The 18,564-nt window shown below is 34.4% G+C and carries 18 protein-coding genes, 1 other RNA gene and 1 other annotated feature; of the genes, 6 read left to right on the top strand and 13 right to left on the bottom strand.

All coding sequences use genetic code 11. The features are described 5' to 3' along the window. Nucleotides 1–6: 6 nt before the first annotated feature. The 9 genes from A5866_RS01705 to A5866_RS01665 all read right to left on the bottom strand — a co-directional run bounded on the left by A5866_RS01705 (nt 7) and on the right by A5866_RS01665 (nt 9,179). The gene (locus tag A5866_RS01705; protein WP_086444558.1) at nt 7–1,383 is read right to left on the bottom strand and encodes a V-type ATP synthase subunit B; all 1,377 of its coding nucleotides are present in this window, start codon (nt 1,381–1,383) and stop codon (nt 7–9) included. Then, nucleotides 1,376–3,157 (bottom strand): V-type ATP synthase subunit A, encoded by a 1,782-nt coding sequence (locus tag A5866_RS01700; RefSeq protein ID WP_176332563.1) that lies wholly within the window; start codon nt 3,155–3,157, stop codon nt 1,376–1,378. Before A5866_RS01700 ends, A5866_RS01705 begins: the two co-directional genes overlap by 8 nt. A gap of 169 nt (nt 3,158–3,326) precedes the next feature. Further along, nucleotides 3,327–3,638, bottom strand: a complete 312-nt coding sequence (locus A5866_RS01695) for a V-type ATP synthase subunit F (protein ID WP_086444560.1) — start codon at nt 3,636–3,638, stop codon at nt 3,327–3,329. Further along, on the bottom strand, nt 3,628–4,629 hold the full coding sequence (locus A5866_RS01690; RefSeq protein WP_086281908.1) for a V-type ATPase subunit: 1,002 nt from the start codon (nt 4,627–4,629) through the stop codon (nt 3,628–3,630). Before A5866_RS01690 ends, A5866_RS01695 begins: the two co-directional genes overlap by 11 nt. A 290-nt stretch (nt 4,630–4,919) precedes the next feature. Then, nucleotides 4,920–5,504, bottom strand: coding sequence for a hypothetical protein (locus A5866_RS01685; RefSeq protein ID WP_086444561.1), 585 nt, complete (start codon nt 5,502–5,504; stop codon nt 4,920–4,922). A gap of 135 nt (nt 5,505–5,639) precedes the next feature. Further along, nucleotides 5,640–6,113: a V-type ATP synthase subunit K gene (locus A5866_RS01680; protein ID WP_010760283.1), complete on the bottom strand. Its 474-nt coding sequence runs from the start codon at nt 6,111–6,113 to the stop codon at nt 5,640–5,642. 23 nt (nt 6,114–6,136) lie between these two features. Further along, entirely contained in the window at nt 6,137–8,119 is a 1,983-nt protein-coding gene (locus A5866_RS01675; protein WP_086444562.1) for a V-type ATP synthase subunit I, read from the bottom strand. Beyond that, on the bottom strand, nt 8,106–8,441 hold the full coding sequence (locus A5866_RS01670) for a hypothetical protein (protein WP_254907560.1): 336 nt from the start codon (nt 8,439–8,441) through the stop codon (nt 8,106–8,108). The genes A5866_RS01675 and A5866_RS01670 overlap by 14 nt, the downstream gene beginning before the upstream one ends. 148 nt (nt 8,442–8,589) lie before the next feature. Continuing rightward, nucleotides 8,590–8,637, bottom strand: a sequence feature (sodium ion sensor (DUF1646 type); this cis-regulatory element may regulate processes involved in with the transportation of sodium ions). A 224-nt stretch (nt 8,638–8,861) separates the two neighbouring features. Continuing rightward, entirely contained in the window at nt 8,862–9,179 is a 318-nt protein-coding gene (locus A5866_RS01665; RefSeq protein WP_086281913.1) for a hypothetical protein, read from the bottom strand. 280 nt (nt 9,180–9,459) lie between these two features. On the opposite strand from A5866_RS01665, the gene A5866_RS01660 reads away from it, so the two are divergent. From A5866_RS01660 to A5866_RS01645, 4 genes are all read left to right on the top strand, one after another. Then, the gene (locus A5866_RS01660; protein ID WP_086444563.1) at nt 9,460–9,801 is read left to right on the top strand and encodes a hypothetical protein; all 342 of its coding nucleotides are present in this window, start codon (nt 9,460–9,462) and stop codon (nt 9,799–9,801) included. 447 nt (nt 9,802–10,248) lie between these two features. Further along, nucleotides 10,249–11,163, top strand: coding sequence for a helix-turn-helix transcriptional regulator (locus A5866_RS01655; protein WP_339099741.1), 915 nt, complete (start codon nt 10,249–10,251; stop codon nt 11,161–11,163). 340 nt (nt 11,164–11,503) lie between these two features. Next, nucleotides 11,504–11,845 carry a hypothetical protein gene (locus tag A5866_RS01650; protein ID WP_086444566.1) on the top strand — a complete coding sequence of 114 codons (342 nt, stop codon included), beginning with the start codon at nt 11,504–11,506 and terminating at the stop codon, nt 11,843–11,845. Nucleotides 11,846–12,019: 174 nt separating this feature from the next. Continuing rightward, nucleotides 12,020–13,672 carry a YfhO family protein gene (locus A5866_RS01645; RefSeq protein ID WP_339099740.1) on the top strand — a complete coding sequence of 551 codons (1,653 nt, stop codon included), beginning with the start codon at nt 12,020–12,022 and terminating at the stop codon, nt 13,670–13,672. A gap of 172 nt (nt 13,673–13,844) precedes the next feature. Here A5866_RS01645 and A5866_RS01640 read toward each other — a convergent pair whose 3' ends face one another. After that, on the bottom strand, nt 13,845–14,690 hold the full coding sequence (locus A5866_RS01640) for a PhzF family phenazine biosynthesis protein (protein WP_086444567.1): 846 nt from the start codon (nt 14,688–14,690) through the stop codon (nt 13,845–13,847). 234 nt (nt 14,691–14,924) lie between these two features. On the opposite strand from A5866_RS01640, the gene A5866_RS01635 reads away from it, so the two are divergent. Beyond that, on the top strand, nt 14,925–15,389 hold the full coding sequence (locus A5866_RS01635) for a hypothetical protein (protein ID WP_086444568.1): 465 nt from the start codon (nt 14,925–14,927) through the stop codon (nt 15,387–15,389). Between the two features lie 314 nt (nt 15,390–15,703). Here A5866_RS01635 and A5866_RS01630 read toward each other — a convergent pair whose 3' ends face one another. Then, on the bottom strand, nt 15,704–16,294 hold the full coding sequence (locus A5866_RS01630) for a DapH/DapD/GlmU-related protein (protein WP_086444569.1): 591 nt from the start codon (nt 16,292–16,294) through the stop codon (nt 15,704–15,706). A gap of 125 nt (nt 16,295–16,419) precedes the next feature. Here A5866_RS01630 and A5866_RS01625 point away from each other — a divergent pair, with 125 nt between their 5' ends. After that, nucleotides 16,420–17,286, top strand: a complete 867-nt coding sequence (locus A5866_RS01625; protein WP_086444570.1) for a LysR family transcriptional regulator — start codon at nt 16,420–16,422, stop codon at nt 17,284–17,286. Nucleotides 17,287–17,635: 349 nt separating this feature from the next. Here A5866_RS01625 and ssrA read toward each other — a convergent pair. Continuing rightward, nucleotides 17,636–18,003, bottom strand: a transfer-messenger RNA (tmRNA) gene (gene ssrA / locus A5866_RS01620). A gap of 139 nt (nt 18,004–18,142) precedes the next feature. Next, a complete protein-coding gene (locus A5866_RS01615) occupies nt 18,143–18,466 on the bottom strand; it encodes a DMT family transporter (protein WP_086281939.1) in 324 nt (107 codons plus the stop codon). Between the last annotated feature and the right edge of the window lie 98 nt (nt 18,467–18,564).

The following is an 18,564-nucleotide window of genomic DNA, read 5'->3' as shown; positions in this document are numbered from 1 at the left end:
TTACGATCACTCTCCTTCAGTCAAGTATTCGTCTAGCATATCATCTTTGATTCGTTTTAATTCTGTTCTTGGCAGCATTGATAATAACTCCCAACCTAGGTCCAACGTTTCATTGATCGAGCGATTCGTGTAAAATCCTTGATTGACATATTCCTTTTCAAATCGATCTGCAAATTTCGCATAGATTTTGTCAACATCAGATAACGCTGATTCACCCAGTACGACAGCCAACTCTTTCGCTTGTTTTCCTTGCGCATAAGCCGCAAATAATTGATTCATAGTTGGAGCATGATCGATTCTTGTTTTTCCTTCTCCAGTTCCTTTATCTTTTAAGCGGGACAAAGAAGGCAAAACATCAATCGGTGGTTGAATGCTGCTTTTATATAGTTCTCTAGATAGTATGATTTGACCTTCAGTAATATAACCAGTCAAATCGGGAATCGGATGTGTTTTATCGTCTTCTGGCATGGTCAAAATCGGAATTTGAGTTACAGATCCTTTTAACCCACGAATACGCCCAGCACGTTCATATAACGTAGCCAAATTCGTATAAAGATAACCTGGATAGCCACGACGCCCTGGTACTTCTCGGCGTGCTGCTGAAATTTCACGCAACGCTTCGCAATAATTGGTCATATCGGTCATGATTACCAAGACATGCATTCCTTTTTCATAAGCTAAATATTCAGCTGCTGTCAGCGCCATTCTTGGCGTTGCAATTCGCTCGATGGCCGGATCATTCGCTAGGTTCATAAACATCACCGAACGATCAATAGCTCCTGTCTGTCTGAAATCTTCCATGAAAAATTCTGCTTCTTCAAACGTAATCCCAATCGCAGCAAATACAACAGCAAATTCTTCATCACTATTTAAAACATTTGCTTGACGAGCGATTTGAGCAGCTAATTCTTTATGAGGTAAACCTGAGCCAGAAAATACTGGTAACTTTTGGCCACGGACCAACGTATTCAAATGATCAATGGCAGATATTCCTGTTTGGATAAACTCATCCGGGTAATCTCTTGCAACAGGATTGATGACTTCCCCATTAATATCAACCATTTTTTCAGGTAAAATTTCTAGTCCATTATCTTTTGGTCGACCTAAACCATCGAATATACGTCCAACTATATCTTCGGAAACACCTAATTCCAAAGGATGTCCTAAAAAACGAACTTTTGAATCTCGAAGATTGATACCACTAGTTCCTTCAAAAATCTGAACCATCGCTTTATCGCCATTGATTTCCAACACTTGGCCACGACGAATTTCCCCATTTTGCATCCGTACTTCGATCAGTTCTTCATATTTGACCCCTTCGACTTTTTCAACGATCATCAAGGGACCAACAACTTCATTGATCGTACGATATTCTTTAATCATTAGTGATCCCTCCCTCTGCCACAATTTGTTTTAAGGTTCCTTTTATTTCGTCTACTAAGCCATCTAAGCAATCGATCTGTTCTTCTGGCAAATATTTGCTTCTAGCGATTTGATCTCTTAAGCCAACTGTTCCAGTCATGATCTCAGATAAATAAGCCCCTAAAGTTAAAGCTGTTCGGCCTTCTTGATAGAATGTTAAAATCAAGCGTAGCATTTTGTACTGTTTTTCTCTTGAGGTAAACGTATCAACCTCATCAAAGGCGTTTTGCTGTAAGTAATCTTCACGAATGGATTTAGCTACTTCTAATGTTAAACAGTCTTTATCAGATAAGGAATCAATTCCGACGAGTCGAACAATTTCTTCTAATTGTGACTCTTCTTGTAAAATCCGCATCCCTTCTCTCACCATCTCAGACCACTCGACTTGCAGCTGCTGATCTAAGTATTTACCGACTTCTGAATCATACAAAGAATAACTTTGTAGCCAGTTGATTGATGGAAAATGACGTTTTTGCGCTAATGTTGCATCTAGCCCCCAGAAAACTTTCACTACTCGTAATGTATTTTGAGTAACGGGTTCTGAAATATCTCCACCTGATGGAGAAACCGCACTGATTGCTGTAATACTTCCTTCACGATGATCTTTCCCTAATGCCACAACTTGTCCAGCTCGTTCATAATATTCAGCTAAACGACTTCCTAGATAGGCAGGATACCCTTCATCTCCAGGCATTTCTTCTAAGCGTCCACTCATCTCACGTAGTGCTTCCGCCCAACGAGAAGTTGAATCTGCCATGATCGCTACAGAATAACCCATATCCCGGAAGTATTCTGCTATTGTGATTCCTGTATAGATTGATGCTTCACGTGCTGCTACGGGCATATTAGACGTATTTGCAATCAAAACAGTTCGCTCCATAACAGATTTTCCAGTATTTGGATCAATTAATTCAGGGAATTCATTCAATACATCGGTCATTTCATTTCCACGCTCACCACAACCGACGTAAACTACTAAATCAACATCTGCCCATTTCGCAATTTGATGCTGTACCACAGTTTTCCCTGCACCAAAAGGCCCTGGCACGGCTGCGGCTCCTCCTTTGGTTACCGGAAAGAAGGTATCAATCACTCGTTGCCCCGTTAATAATGGGACATCTGGATTTAATTTTTCTAAAATTGGACGACTACGGCGAACGGGCCATTTTTGCATCATCGTAAATTCTTTTTCTCCCGTTGCTGTTTCAATGACATAGACTGTCTGTTCAATTGTAAATTCACCTTGTTTTACTTCTTTTACCGTTCCATTAATACCAAAAGGAACCATAATTTTATGCGGGATCACTTTAGTTTCTTGAACCAAACCGATAATATCTCCCGGTGACACTTCATCGCCTACAGAAACAGTTGGTTCAAACAGCCATTTTTTTGTTCTATCTAAGGCAGGAATCTGAACTCCTCTGCTTAAAAAGTTACTTTCTGTTACCTCAGCAAAGGTATCTAATGGACGCTGGATACCATCAAACATCTCTGAAATCAATCCTGGCGCCAATTCCACCGACAAAGCTTCACCGGTTGTTACTACAGGCTCACCAGGTCCTATTCCTGTTGTTTCTTCGTATACTTGAATCGATGCAACATCTCCCCGCATCTCAATAATTTCTCCAATAACACCCAGTTCCCCTACATGACAAATATCCTGAATACTCGCATCAGACATATTCTCAGCCATAACTAAAGGACCAGATACTTTAATAATTCGACCAATTTGCAAAATCATTCCTCCTATTCAGAAAAGCTGAGCAGGCTCGTTTAGCTCCGACTGAAAAATAGAAAAACACGATTGAGGCGCTTTTGGCCTCATTCTTATTTTATCTTTTTTTTCGAAGTGCTAGTCTGTGAAGCTAACATTAGCCAATACCACTTCAAAACATTTCAACATTCTACAAAATATTCTGTCCGACCGCCCGTTCCACATTATCTTGAATCGCCTTCAACCCAATCCCTTTGGTTCCGTTATGACTAGGAATCAAGATAATTGCTGGCGTAACATCACTTTTGTAACGTTCAATCGTTTCAACGGCTAACTCAGAAGCATCTTCAGTAATAAAAATAACCCCAAACGCATTTTTTGCCATTGATTCAATCGTTTCTCTAACCTGTTTGGCCGAGACTGCATAAACAACCTCAAAGCCAAATAGTTTGAAAGGCATGACAGAATCCCTATCGCCGATCACACCGATCTTATATGTCATCTGTCATTCGCATCCTTTCTCTTACTACTTCCACTGGGAAATTGCTTCTTTTACTGACTAAAATCAAACGTAAATTTTTCCACTCCACTTCCTTCGCATTTAAAAATGCTAATAACGGTAGTGGACCAAAAGCCATGATCTTTGCTTTGTCATAAAAACTTGTTAAATAATCATCTTTGACTTTTTCAAACGCAACTAAATCTAACTCTTTTGTTTCAGTCGAAATAATCGATGATATTAGACCACCATATTTTGTATTTGATACAAAATCAGTAAAGCTAGCTAATATCTGTTCTGCATAGTCCAAAAAGCGCCCTTTTGCAATGCTGCCGGAACTAGATAGCACTGTTGATAAAAAATTTTCGTGCTGTCCTTGAATGATCCCTCTCGCCATCGTGGAAATATTAGTTAGATCGATAAAAGCCGTAACTTCAGTGATGATATCCTGATTATTCAATTTTTCTGCCAATTGTTTCTGAAACGTTAGAAAATTACGATCATAAATAATATCGATTGCTTGTAAGGTAGACGATTCTTGAAAATAATCTAGAACTTCCAAAATAGCATTCATTAATGCTTCAGGTAGTTCAGTGGAAATTCCTGTTCGAATTGCACTTTTTAATGTTTCAATCGAATAACGTCCATCATCGATAAACAAATGGTCTAAATTTTTTCCCGTTAGTTCAGCTTTTGTCAAGACCTTTAAATTGTGAAAGGTCATTCTTGATGTGTAAATTGTGATGACTTCTGGCTCAGGAGCCATTTTATATAGCCATTCATATAATTTCCCTTTTTCTTTTGAATAAATATATTCAAATTGTTCGGCAAAATCTGACGTCATATATGTGCCGTAAACTGTATTTTCCAAAATTTCTTTGAGTTCATTCGTGTTGTTTGCATTTAACAACTGTTCATATTGAGCAGTACTCAAAAGTTCAGTTTCTTTAAGACGAATCAAGGGGTTGATTTGATTATACACAGTCTCTTTCATCCTGTTCCTCCTTATTTTAAAAGCGTAGCGGGCTCGTTCAGCCTTGACAGGAAAATAGGAAAAATTGATTGAGACGCTTTTTGTCTCACTCCATTTTTATCTTTTTCCCGAAAGGCTAGCCCGTGCAGCTAGATAACAATAAAAGCGGAACAAATCAGTTAATCCTGTAGAAAATTAGGAAATTGACATTGAAATGCTCTTTATTTCACTGACAATTTATCTATTTTCCTAAGGATTGATTTGTACAGCTAGATAATAGATGGTAACAACGTTCCGCTTTAAATAAAATACTAGTTACTGAAATAACTTTCCAGCACATTAAAGCTTTCTGTTTTCTTAACTTCCTGAACGAGACTTGAAAATAGAAAATTATATTCAACGCCCTCTTTCGCAACAATAAATCCACCTGATCCTGGTACTAACTTGTTTTCCAATCTTAGTTTCAATTTCTCAGTTGAATGTTCTAAGAGCCATTGGTTTGATAATTTTCCGTTAGAATGTTCTCCTACTATTAAGCTAGCTTCTCCTTCAATTGGCAGTTGAGTGATGATTTGTTCTGCAAATTGTTGAAACTCAGCTTGTGTCCATTGATTCATTCGTTCAACTGATTTTAAAAAAAGCTGTTCTAGATATTCTTGTTTTTGATTCAAAATAGCTTGTTTGATTTCTAACTGTTGTCGATTTTCCTTTTGTTTAAAGGCTTTATTTGTTTGTTCTTGATTCTTTTCAATCAGCTTACTTTCTTGTAAAACTAAGGCCTCTTCTTGTTCTTGATACTCTTGATCGATCCGATCTATTTCCGCTTTTTTATATGTTGAAACTTCTATTTGACCTTTTTCTAGAATTTGCTCGACAATTTTTTCGATAGCATCCATTTTTTCCCTCCTAAATATAAAAGCGTAGCGGGCTCGTTCAGTCTCGTAGAAAAATAGGAAAATATGTTTGTGACGCTTTTTGTCACAGGGAGATTTTATCTTTTTTCTTAGAGACTAGTACGTGTAGCTAGATTATTATTTTACATTTAAGACAAGTAAGAATGAGATAACAAAGCCAAGAATGGCATAGGTTTCAACCATAGCAGCGTAGATGATTCCTTTAGTTGCGTGCTCAGGTTTTTTGGCTAAAATTTGAATCCCTGCTGCTGCAACACGTCCTTGAGCAATCCCTGAAAATAATCCAGCAAATGCGATCGGTAATGAAGCAACAAAATAATCTAATCCTTGAACCATTGTCATATCATTGTTTAAGTTGATAAAAATCAAAAACGCAATAACAAATCCGTATAACCCTTGTGTTCCGGGTAGTAATTGTAAAATCAAGGCTTGTCCAAATTTTTCAGGTTGCTCTGTTGTCAACGCTGCTGCTGCTTCCCCAGTAAATCCAACACCTTTAGCCGATCCAATTCCTGCTAAAATCGTTGCCATTGCCATACCCAACACTGCAAATAAAATACCACCATTATTATTAATTAAGTAATCTATCATCTGATTATTCCTCCACTATTCTTTTACTTTTTGTTTTTTTCAATATTCATATACTTCTCTTCTGTTTTTAAAGGTTTAAAAGCACGTCCACCGCCAGTATAAAACTTTCCGAAAAATTCAACATACTGCAACCGTGCACCATGAACATAGGCACTTAATAAACTTAAAAATAGATTTAAGGCATGTAACGCAATAATTAGGACGATCCCTACCGTAAATCTTGCTGCAGGCGGCATAAAGGCGACTAGCATATTGAACGCCGCAGCAATACTTCCACCTGAAATCCCCAAGGCCATCAACCGCGTATAACTGACCAAATCACCAATATAACTAGTCAGACCATACAAGCCATACAAGCCTTTTGCCAATCCTTTAACTTTTGACTTTGTTTGAATGATTGGTACGATTACAATTGACAATGCTGAAATAACTGACACAACGATCCCTGTTGTAACCAAGCCATCATTACTAAGTAGCAACATCCCTATAACAATGATCAGTATTCCGGCCAAGAGACCTTGCCACGCAAAGCTTTCACTAATACTATCCAAGTAACGTTTGCGTTTCGTTAATTCAATCCCGTTGACCATCAGCCCAGTTAACAATTGGATAAAACCAAACACAACGGATAAAATCAAAATCGTATTGACATCTTCAGTCGTCGATAAAATCGGAAACGGTAGCTGAATACCAAATAATACTTTTGGTAGTGCAGCTCCGAAAAATGATCCACAAATAAAACCCCAAATGATTGTTGGAAATGATAAAATCAGAAAGAATTTAGCAAATCGCTTCATTCCTCTAGGTAGCACCATTAATTTAAGTGCCAGCAAGGCACCCAATAACATCAATAGCCCATAACCAATATCTGCCACCATCATTCCGAAAAATACCATATAAAAAGGCGTCATGATCGGTGTTGGATCAATTTCATCATATTTTGGTAGACTATACATTTCTGTAAGCATTTCAAAAGGTGCCACAACAGAATTATTTTTCAGTTTGACTGGGATATCCAGTTGTATTTCTTTGTCTGTCGGCTGATCAAAAGCAATAAATACTTCATTTTTTGACAATACAGCTTGTAAAGACTGCTTTTCATCAATTGGAATCCACCCTTGTAAGATGAAGAAATAAGAAGTATTCAGTAAATGTTTTTTTGCTTCTTCTCGATGGATATAAGCAAACGTCATTTCTTCCGCTAAATACAATTCTTCTAAATGATCTCGATAAGAAGACAATTTTACCTTCAACTCTTTTTCTTCTTTCACGAGCTTGGCCAATTCTTCTTTATTTTGTTGATACGCTTCTTTGGGCAAAATATCATATGGGTAAATAAATTCATTAAAACTATATTTTGCCGTAACCTCAGCCAGCTCAGCACTCTGACTCTTTAAATAGACTAAACTATAATAAACATGATGTTCACTATGATAGATTTCCTCTATAGAAGTAGAATCGAACTTTTTTAAGTCTGCCAAAAACAGGGATTGATTTGCTGAATTAACCGAACCGAGTATAAGTTCAGCATGTTCCATAGGATTTTTTTGGGGAATAACATCTAAATACTGCCAACGAGCCAACCATTTTTCTTTCGCTAAAAGTTCTTTTCTCGTATTTTCAAGCACCGTTAAACTGATTTTTAGTGCATTGATTTCCTTTAAATAGCGACTTATTTTTTCTTCATTGAATCCTTCTTCCAGAGATTGTAAAGTGCAAACTTGTCTTTTAATGGGTTTCTTTTTTGAAGGATTTTCAGCAAATCTTTCGATGAACGTCAACGCTTCTTGAATTTCCGTTAGCATCGTTTGGAATTGCTTTTTTTGACCTTCATCGCTTTCTAACAACGTTGAAGCAAAATGGTTTTTGATGTAAGAGCTATCTACATTTGAATGAAAAAAATCTTTGATTTCGATTGTCTGTAAGCCTTGGATTGCTTGAAGAATCAATTCTTCCTGCTCAGCGGCTGCGATAATCGTCATTTTTTCCATCTTATTGACTGCCATAGATTTTTTTCACCCTTTCTATTACATAATCAATGATAGAGTCTTTGTTTTTTCCGTATTTTTCTTTGAACTCTTGTGTTTGTTTTTTTGCTTCACTCAACAAGATAGTCTTTTGTTTTTCTAATTGTTCGTTTTGTTGAGACTCTATTGTTTGCAGCAATTCTGTTACTTTTTCTTGACTTTCCACTTGTTTTTGTTTAAATTTCTCTGCTTGCGTTTGTTCATAGGTACTAATTTCTGCTTTAGTCGCTTGCCGCATTTTTTCTACATGTGCCTCTGCTTCACGAATCTTATCCAACGCTTCTAAAACCAATTTTTTCACCCCTATCATTTGCCTCTGCTTTGCTCAATCTTACAATTGAACGTATCTTTTTTTATTACAAACAAAAAGGAAATAACCTGTGCTTTGTTAATAAGATGCACAACTTATTCCCTAAAAAATAAAAAAAGGGCGTAAGTTCAAAAAACCATTCTTCTCACCCCTTGAAGAACCTGATCCTTGAAGCTTGCGCCCAACCATTTTTATTCATATGATTGTATCTTAGCAAAAAAAAAACAAAATTACAACTGCTTTGTGTGTCTACTTTATCTGACTCGTGATTACAACAAAAATCCCATCTTTAAAAAGACGGGAAAGGAGTTTTACTCATGAGAGTAAATAAAAAAAGTTTATTGTTAGGATATAATTATCTTACTCTCCTATTTTTACTTTTACAAATGATATGCATGCCAATTACTTTTTCTAAAAAAAGAATGTTTCCAAGTCATACGGTGAACGACTGATCCGTTCAATAATCGTTTCTTTCCAAACATCTGTAAACCAGTCATATTGAATTTGATTGATGATGCTTTTTTTCAACTCTGTAATCATCTGCTCATTATCGATCTCTCCTTCATAAAATAATCCTAATGTCGTCAAAATTTTCGCATTACTATGTTGTTGAAATCGATAAATACGTCCTTTTTCTATGTAATAAAACCAATGATTGATGATGACTGCAAAGTGCTCTTCTTTATTTTCTAGTAATGTGATGAATGTCTTCGTTGAGATTTTCTTCATATCAACTGACTCCTTTGATGATTTATAGTTAGATTTGTCCATTGAAATAATAATATATGCTCTAGGCAGATTTATCATATCAAAGAATTCAATTAGAAACAATCTTGATCGAACAAAAACAGTATAATTGCTTTTTATCCCTATATGAATAAAAACATCAGGTTTTAAGCTTAAAAAATAACTATAAATAAATTTTTATTAATCTTTACGTACAAAATGAAAGACTATTTGGTATAATATAGATGAATATTCATTATTTTTAGCGATTGGAGACTAAGTCATGGAACAAAAACTAATCAAAATAACGACAACCTTTCACAATACTTGGTTGATCAATGAGCAAGTAGATTCCTTTTCTAAACGAAATAACATTTTATTTGGAGATACATTACGACTCTCCATCAGTAAGAACGATTCTTATTATCTTGCCGAAGCCATTGCTTTAACTTACGAAAAAGAAATCCTAGCTAGAGAAAAACCAACTGAAAGTGAAATTGAATTTTTTCTGTATATGAAAGAAGTACAAGAAAAAGCTTATTCAAAATCACTTGCGGAAAAATACCACTTAGCGCGCTATGTTGTATCAACGACGGCTGCTGATGAGCTGGCGACTGATAATTGAAGACAAAACAAATAACAGCCTCTGATTTACTTCATTCAACAGGAAAAGTAAATCAGAAGCTATTATTTTGCACTTTTTTTGTTACGCACTTTTTACTTATACATTTAGTTTTTTTTTAGTTAAATTTTCTGTTTGCAAAATTGGTTTTTGATAACTTAAATACGTTTTAGACTCCGCCTGTAACTACATATACAGAAATAACACTTGCTACAACAGCTATAAATGAAATCATCAACACACCTCCATCTATCATTTTTAGAAATCAACGTTTGCAAACAAATAATTTTCCTTAGGTAAAGAATAACAAACAAGCTCAAAAAAATAAAGTAGGAAAATCAAAAAGTGCGAAATTGGCATAAAATTCAGATAAATTATTTAGTTTTTTGTGAAAATTAAGATTTTTTTATTCATTTTATGCTATAATCGCATAAGAAGGGAGAGAAACTCTTGAATATCATAGAAACTTTACGTTTTTTTCGACTTAAATTAAAGTTAACTCAAAAGGAAATGATGTCTGCATATACTGATCCCTCTACCTATTCAAAAATTGAAAGTGGTAAACGGTCTTTAAAAGTAAATGAACTAGAAGAAATATTAAATCAAACATCTATTAACGTTGATGAGTTTTTTAGCTTTACCACTTTTGACAAACAACAACAAGATTTTAGAGAGAACTTTTATTATTGTGGCGCTCATTTAGAAAATAAGAGTACAAAACAAAAATTACTCAACTATTATTTTTTGGTAAAAGATAAAGAAAGAAAGTCCTTACGAGAATTATCAAATTATATTGGTATCAAAAATTTTTTCAATGCTCACTGGGAAGAAGTTGATCCAGTAACATCAGAAGAAATAATAGCTATATTTGAAGAACTAATGAGTAAATCGTTTTACATTCAATACGATTATATTATTACAGCTAATCTAATTCGTTTTTTTAGTGCGAAACAAGCAGACCTGTTACTTTCAAGGATGTTTCCTATAAAATATGAAGAGCAACGAGACTTTACCACTAAAAAGTTTGCTCATAATATACTTATTAACTTAATTTCAATGCGTTTATATGCTAAAGATTATGACAGCGCTGAAAAATATATAAAACTTGCAAAAAAACAAGATAAGCAAAATGAAAACTATAGTTTTAAATTAAACCTTCAGTACTTAACTAATCTCCTTAACTATATTCTTGAAGGTGAGCCCGTTTATATGGAACGTGTTTATGATTTTATCCATCTATTGGAGAATACTGGTGATACTTTGCAGGCTGAACAAGTAAAAAAAGAAGTCAAGATGCTTATTCATGAAAGAGATAGCGAAAAAATGTTGAATAGCTATGCTGTTGGCTTATTGAAAGAATCTTAGTTTACAATATTTGCGTCCTTCAAAAATATCCCACCTATTTCAAGGTGGGATAAGGAGTATTACTCGGATTGAGTAAAATGAAAATACTGTTAGGGTATATTTATAATACTACAAAGTGTAAATAATATCAACCTACAAGTAGAATTATGCGTTTATTTTTCAAAATATTTCTCATATTTTGAAATCGAACAAAAATTTAGAACATAAAAGTGCACAGTTCTCACACCGTACATAGAATATTTTTTTAGTTTGGCTGAATAGTCATCTTTGCTAAAGCAACATATTGAAAAATTAATTTAGTAAATACTACAATTCTCTTCAAGAAAGGATCGATTTGAAAATGAAAGTAATGACCGTTTGTGGTAGTTTAAAATTTAAAGATGAAATGATGAAAATTGGTATGCAACTGGAATTGGCTGGAAATGCTGTGTTACTTCCAATTTTTCCAGCAAACGAGGAGACGGCTACTTTCACTGAAGAAGAATTGGCGATCCTTGGTCGTATGCATATTGAAAAAATAAAATTATCAGATGCAATAGTCGTTATCAATGTCAATAATTACATAGGTACTAGCACAAAATATGAAATTGAATTTGCTCGATCCATGAAAAAAGAAGTTCTATATTATACTGATTTAGTGAAAGATTTTTCCATAAATGACTATCATCATTTTGGGCATTAATAGCGTCTACTTACGTCCTACTTTTTCCTCTGAAAAACCGTCTCCCTGATTTTCTAATCCGTCTTTAGTTATAAATTAAATCCCCCCTCCTCTCTTGCTATAAATGATATTTTTATATAATTCCTTCTTTTTCTGTTAGAATAAAGAAAAATTACACAAAGAAGGCGTATTTATTTGAATGTAATCTATAAAAAAAGAGCTATCATTTTAATGCTTTTATTCTGGATCAGCATCCTCTCTATTTTTCCTTATTTTTTCAACCATTATATTTTCAGTCAGGATGATCTTTTGTTTCATCGCACAAGATTAGAAAATTATACTCAAGCGATTAAACATTTAGACTTTTTCCCACGAGTTTTTCCTGCTATGGGACTCAATTTTGGTTATGCGGCTGACCTATTTTATCCTTCTATCTTATTATTACCATTTGCACTTTTTAGGATCATAGGACTCGCTTTTGTTCCTTCCTATTACTTAGATCAACTCCTAATCAGTTTTGTTACTGCTGGGACTGCTTACTATTTTCTTTTTTCGATAAAAAAATCAGAAAAACTAGCACTATTATTTTCTTGTTTTTACACGCTTTCTAGTTATCGTTTAATCGATCAATCTGTTCGAGCTGCACTTGGAGAATCATTGGCGTTTGCGTTTCTTCCTTTATTTGTTCTTGGCATATACTCAATTTTTTATACCGCTAAGCAGCGTTGGCAGTTATTGGCCGTTGGCATGAGTTTATTGATTGACAGCCACTTGATCACCGCATTCTATTCTTTTGTTTTTCTACTTGTTTTTATTTTAATGAATTGGAAGAAATGTAAAAAAACTCAAATCACAAACTTAATCCAAGCTGGTCTGTTAACCGTTGGTTTGTCCGCATGGTTTTTGTTTCCATATTTAGAGCAAACCAATCACTTAACCTTTAATTTCAATAAAACAACGTTATGGCCCAGTGGTTTGAATTTTAGTTTGGCCAATCTAATTGAAAATAGTCTTGCCAATATAAGTGCTCCCTTTACTGATTTGAAACCAAACATCGGTCTGCTTCTCTTGGTTGTTGTACTGATTGCTGGAATTTATTATCGAAAATTAACAACTATCAATAAGTACCTGACATTGGTTACCATCTTAATGATGGTTCTAGCAACAAATCTTTTCCCTTGGGGTCTTTTTAAACTGTCGCCTCTAGCGACTATCCAGTTTCCCTGGAGATTATTACTATTTGCTTCATTTTTTGCTAGTTTGCTTGCTGTTAGTTTGATCGAACAATTTCATTTAGTATCCACTAAAAATAGTCTAATTTTGATCGCCATTTCCAGCTTTCTAGCTATAGGATTTAATGTCAATAACTTGATACAAAGTACTGCTCAAAATAACATAACCGTGACAAATGAAAATTTTGCTAATTTTTATGAATCAGAAATTGGACATGGTAAAGAATACTTAGTAAAAGATACTGACTATAAAAAATATTTTGCTACTCCTGGTCTGATCATCGATGGTGTACCCTATACTGCTTCTCCTAGTCAACTAAAAAACGACTACAATCATAGTAGTTATACTGTACGGATCGAGGGAGATCAAGAGGTCCAATTACCAAAATTTTATTATAAAGGATATGAGGTAAAAGTGAATCAAACAGCAGTTGACTATTATAACAAAAATGGTTTAGTTACGGTTAAGCTTGGTCCCGGTTTTCATTCGATCAATATTTCGTATAAAAAAACTATGATCCAGAAAATTTCAGTTATTTGCTCCCTTTTGATAGCGGGAACCATGATTTTATATAATAGAATTAGAAAAAATAGCAGATCAATAACCTCTAAATAATAGCGTTAATTCACTATATAATCACAACAAATAAATTAAATTCATGCCACGTTTAGCTTATGCAAAAAAGTGTAGACAACTTCCTAAATGCTCGGACGTTGTTTACACTTTTTAGGTTAAGAAACTATCTTATCAACCTTTTTATTCGACATTTTTTATTTAACTCACTATTTTAGATAGTTAAACACTTTGTTTCACAATAATAACCTTTGCCACCAACATAAACTTTTCCTATTTTATTCTCACTGTTGGCTGTTAATTTTACTACTATTTCAGAAGGCGAGTGTAAAGAATAACCTTGCTCGAATACATAACTTTCTTTTTGTAAATTACTCTGTTTGTAAAGGAAGCAAGCTAATGCACCATTTGAAGTTCCAGTTGCGGCTTCTTCATCAATATCGTATAGTGGTGCAAAATTTCTACATATAATTCGATCGTCATTAAAAGTATATAAATGTGCTCCGATAACATTATAGTGCTTGCTTATTTCTTTAATTTTTTTATAATCAGGGTCCAGTGCCTGTAATTGTGCTTCACTTTTTATAGGAACTAAAATATCTTTTAAACCCGTAGAGACAATTTGAATCGGGAATTCCTTGTCTATCACTTGAATGTCAAAACAGTCGCTTAACTCGTTTGGAGATAGGATATCATAAAATGTCGGTTTTTTTTGTTCCATGAAAATGACGTCATCTTTTATGGTGATGCTAAGAACACCGCTATTGGTTTCAATTGTATAGTAATTCTTGGAAAGTTTATTCAAATGCATTAGTATCACGAAAGAACCTATTGTGGCATGACCACATAAATCAACTTCTTCTTTTGGTGTATAATATTCAAATTTGTAATCAGCAATAACAGATTCTGATATAAATGCAGTTTCTGCATAGCCTAGTTGTTTAGCTATTGTCATCTTTTGAATGGTAGTTAATGTATCTTCAAACAATACGACACCAGCTTTATTGCCACCTTTTTGATCCTTACTAAATGCACTTGCAACATAAGCGGTTATTTCCATAGATACCTGCCCCCTCATTTTATAGTGAATTGTAGCATAGAAAACGCTACAGATAAACAAGTTATTGGCTAAAGTTGCTGTAAATGAAGCAAGTAAATAGTTTCAGATAATGGTAATTCATATTAGGGTTTGGCACCTATTTATCATCAATACTTCGGTACTCAGCTACTAATTCGTCTATCAATCCTTCAATTTTGTAGTACTCGTGTTATAATTTTTATGGAGGTAAATATCATGAAAAAGACAACTTTTACTTTATTACTGTCGTCATTACTATTGCTTGCTGCTTGTAATTCAAAAAATGAACAATCTGCTTCGGACAGTAGCTCAGCTGCTAACACAACTACGTCATCTATATTAAAAACATCTGACTCTACATCAGCTTCAGAAACTAAAATAATTTCAAGTTCTGTATCCTCTGAGGAACAGACCGTTGCACTATCCGAAGAGCCGCAAAGTAGTGTTCCTATTCCTGATATGTCACAAGAACAAGCTTTACAACACATATTAGAGACGTATCCTGATACAAATAACGAAGATACTAGCTTAATTTTCTGGCAAATGATCGATACTGACTTTTTGTTCAAAGCGTATAGTAAAAGTATTTCTAGTCAAGGTGGATCAGGTACTCTAGGATTTTTCCGTGTAACGCCTCAAGGTGATGTCTCTATGACTGATGCAACAGGAAATCCATTTTAGATAGCCTTTATGGTTATCTTTTTTTATTCCTATTTCATTTATTTTTTGTAACCAAGTAGGTACTGTGCAACATCAACTCATTACTTGTTGTGTTTTACAGCAATTTCAGCTTATTTCCTAAAGGATTGTTTCTGCTTCCGCCGTTTATTCGTTTTTATGGCATTTTTTACGTCCCCTTTTACTTTATGCGGAATGTAAAGTTCTTCTAAAATAAAGAACATCTGCCTGATTTAATTTGAATTCTGCGGCTCCCACTGCTGTTTAAATATGATTTATTTTAGTTGTACCAATTTAGCAACTCAATCTATAATCCTTTAATCTTTACCAGTTCTTTCATCCTCTTCTTCAATCTCTCGAACCACTTTGGCTGGACTTCCTACTACAACTACATTATCTGGAACATCCTTTGTTACTGTTGAATCCGCAGCAACAATCGAATTTTCTCCAATTGTAATTCCAGGTAAAACAGTCACATTTGCCCCAAGCCACGCATTTTTCTTAATACAAATCGGCTCCACTTTAATTCCACGTCTTTTTTTAGGAGACATCAAATGGTTCACTGTAATTAATCTAGATCCTGGACCAATCAACACTTGATCTTCAATCGTTATCCCACCCAAGTCGACAAACATCACACTTTGATTAATAAAAATATCTTTTCCAAATTTAATATGTTTACCGAAATCACTATAAAAAGGCTGTGAAATTTTTACTGATGAATCAATTATTTGTCCTGTAATTTTCTCTAAATAGTGTAATACCTCTTCATTAGGATAGTATTGTGCATTCAATAACATTATCAATCGCTCATTATTTTGCTTTATTAAATGGATTTCTTCAAACAAGGGTGAATCTTTTACTATCTCTTTCCCTACAATTCTCTGTTGTAAACCTATGTTTGACATTTTATTTCCCTCCTTAGACATTCATTATATTTTCACTATCCCAATCATACAAGAATCAGTTATACTTAACTAATACCAATAAAACATATATAACTATTCTTTTTAACTATAGGAGGAAATAACAAATGGAACTTCGTGTGTTAACTTACTTTTTAACTGTTGCAAGAGAAAAAACAATTAGTAAAGCTGCTGAAGTCTTACATCTGTCTCAGCCAACTCTTTCAAAACAATTAAAAGAGCTTGAAGAAGAACTAGGCGTTACATTATTTACTAGAGGGAATCGATTTATCACCTTAACAGAAGATGGTATCTATTTAATGAATAGAGGAAAAGAAATTCTATCTTTGGTTGATTCAACAATGACGAACCTTACTAAAAATGAAGTTATTAGTGGGCAAATAACAATTGGTGGAGGTGAAACACAAGCGTTTGAGTTTCTCAGTCATATTCTGTACGAACTTAGAGATAACTATCCAGAAATTAATATACACCTTTATAGTGGAAACGCCGATGATGTATTAGAAAAAATTGATAAAGGACTTTTAGATTTTGGACTTGTTATTGATCCCGTTGAAAAACAGAAATACGAATATATTCGACTGCCTTTAATTGATTCCTGGGGGATTTTGGTCAATAACTCACATCCTCTAGCTAAAAAAAAGACAGTTCAACCAAAAGATATTCAACGTATGCCTTTACTCATTTCAAATCAGTCATTCGTGGATAATCAGCTGTCTGAATGGTTTGGAGGAAATATAGAGCACCTGAATGTTATTGGCACATATAACTTACTTTACAATGCCTCACTGTTGGCAAAGGAAAACATTGCCAGTGTTCTTTGTATTGATGGGATTGTGAATACGACGAATACAACCCTAATCTTTATTCCCTTTTCACCACCATTAACCGCAAACATCAGCATTGTTTGGAAAAAAGGCCAAATCTTTTCAAGTGCTTCAAAAGAATTTTTACGCCTATTGAAGTTGGTTTAGTTTTCGTCATTTTTGTAATATTAGGCTGATATCTTATACACTCTTTCAAAAAAATATCGAGTTTACTTGAGACTAATCAAATTCCTAAAAATTTATGATAACAATGATTTAGACTAAATGAGAATGTAAAATAAATGCAAAAAGAGTTGTGTTCACACATCAGCATTCTATTAACTTTTACAAATATGAACCATAAATACGCATGTTTAAAAAAAAGAAAAATCAAACAGCTAGCTTATTTGCTAACTATGTTGACCTCTAGATTAACACTATTAAAAGGTACTTCAACAAAAAAATAGACAGTAGAAACGTTGTACATCAACGTTTCTACTGTCTGTCTCCACAAATTGAATGGAGACGGCGGGAGTCGAACCCGCGTCCAAACACATTGTCACTTAAACTTCTACGTTCATAGTCATGCTATTTTAAGGTTTCGCTGAAGCTTATGCCGCATAACAGGCCCAAACTCTCGCTAGTCTGATGATCTCTTCTAAATTTTACAGACGGAAAAATTTAGCGTATCCCACTTAATTTGAGACCCTTACTCGAGCACATGGGCGATGCCGAGAGGATCTTCACCCGCTGTTTTTACGCAGCTAGAGCGAAAGTATTGTTTGTGTTTTTAGCAGTTATATTTAACTGTAACGTTTTTACGTAGACGTAACCTACGAAACGCGATTCAAGCTCAACTATGCCTGTCGAATCCGTAACGTCCCCGTTAAGATTAAATAGCATACTATACGCTTTTGTTAGTATAACATATTTTTTTAAACATTTAAAGGATCAAACGTTGCATCTTCCACCTTTTAACTAAACAAGATAACATGCTTTTCTGATATAACGTTGACTCTAAACATCAATGACCTGTTCCAAAAACATTCACTAAAACCGTTCCAATCACGATAAAGCCAAGTCCGATAATCGTGGGTGTATTGATTTGTTCTTTCCAATAGACAACAGAAAAAACAGTAATCAAGATGATGCCTACTGCTCCCCATAATGCATATGCTACATTTAATGGCATATATTTTATTGCTTTTGATAAACTGTAAAAACAGACCACATAAGCAATCAAGCATTCTACAGATGGAACTAATTTACTGAAACCATCCGTTGCTTTTAATAAATTTGTGGCGATGACCTCACTTATTATAGCTACAAAAAGATATAAGTATCCAATCAAACTCGTTCACTCCTCACTATTTCCTCAATCATTATAGCAGAAATCAACCGAAATGGAACAATGATCTTGAGTATTTGATACTAACAGAAAAAGAC

Origin of the sequence: Enterococcus sp. 12C11_DIV0727 (assembly GCF_002148425.2) — a bacterium.
Taxonomy (GTDB): Bacteria; Bacillota; Bacilli; order Lactobacillales; family Enterococcaceae; genus Enterococcus_L; species Enterococcus_L lemimoniae.
This window is presented reverse-complemented; position numbering and strand designations above follow the sequence as displayed.

Bases quoted from the DNA above. Each gene is read 5' to 3' on its own strand.
- A5866_RS01705 (WP_086444558.1), bottom strand. From the start codon at position 1,383: ATGATTAAAGAATATCGTACGATCAATGAAGTTGTTGGTCCCTTGATG.
- A5866_RS01695 (WP_086444560.1), bottom strand. From the start codon at position 3,638: ATGACATATAAGATCGGTGTGATCGGCGATAGGGATTCTGTCATGCCT.
- A5866_RS01690 (WP_086281908.1), bottom strand. From the start codon at position 4,629: ATGAAAGAGACTGTGTATAATCAAATCAACCCCTTGATTCGTCTTAAA.
- A5866_RS01685 (WP_086444561.1), bottom strand. From the start codon at position 5,504: ATGGATGCTATCGAAAAAATTGTCGAGCAAATTCTAGAAAAAGGTCAA.
- A5866_RS01680 (WP_010760283.1), bottom strand. From the start codon at position 6,113: ATGATAGATTACTTAATTAATAATAATGGTGGTATTTTATTTGCAGTG.
- A5866_RS01675 (WP_086444562.1), bottom strand. From the start codon at position 8,119: ATGGCAGTCAATAAGATGGAAAAAATGACGATTATCGCAGCCGCTGAG.
- A5866_RS01665 (WP_086281913.1), bottom strand. From the start codon at position 9,179: ATGAAGAAAATCTCAACGAAGACATTCATCACATTACTAGAAAATAAA.
- A5866_RS01660 (WP_086444563.1), top strand. From the start codon at position 9,460: ATGGAACAAAAACTAATCAAAATAACGACAACCTTTCACAATACTTGG.
- A5866_RS01650 (WP_086444566.1), top strand. From the start codon at position 11,504: ATGAAAGTAATGACCGTTTGTGGTAGTTTAAAATTTAAAGATGAAATG.
- A5866_RS01640 (WP_086444567.1), bottom strand. From the start codon at position 14,690: ATGGAAATAACCGCTTATGTTGCAAGTGCATTTAGTAAGGATCAAAAA.
- A5866_RS01635 (WP_086444568.1), top strand. From the start codon at position 14,925: ATGAAAAAGACAACTTTTACTTTATTACTGTCGTCATTACTATTGCTT.
- A5866_RS01630 (WP_086444569.1), bottom strand. From the start codon at position 16,294: ATGTCAAACATAGGTTTACAACAGAGAATTGTAGGGAAAGAGATAGTA.
- A5866_RS01625 (WP_086444570.1), top strand. From the start codon at position 16,420: ATGGAACTTCGTGTGTTAACTTACTTTTTAACTGTTGCAAGAGAAAAA.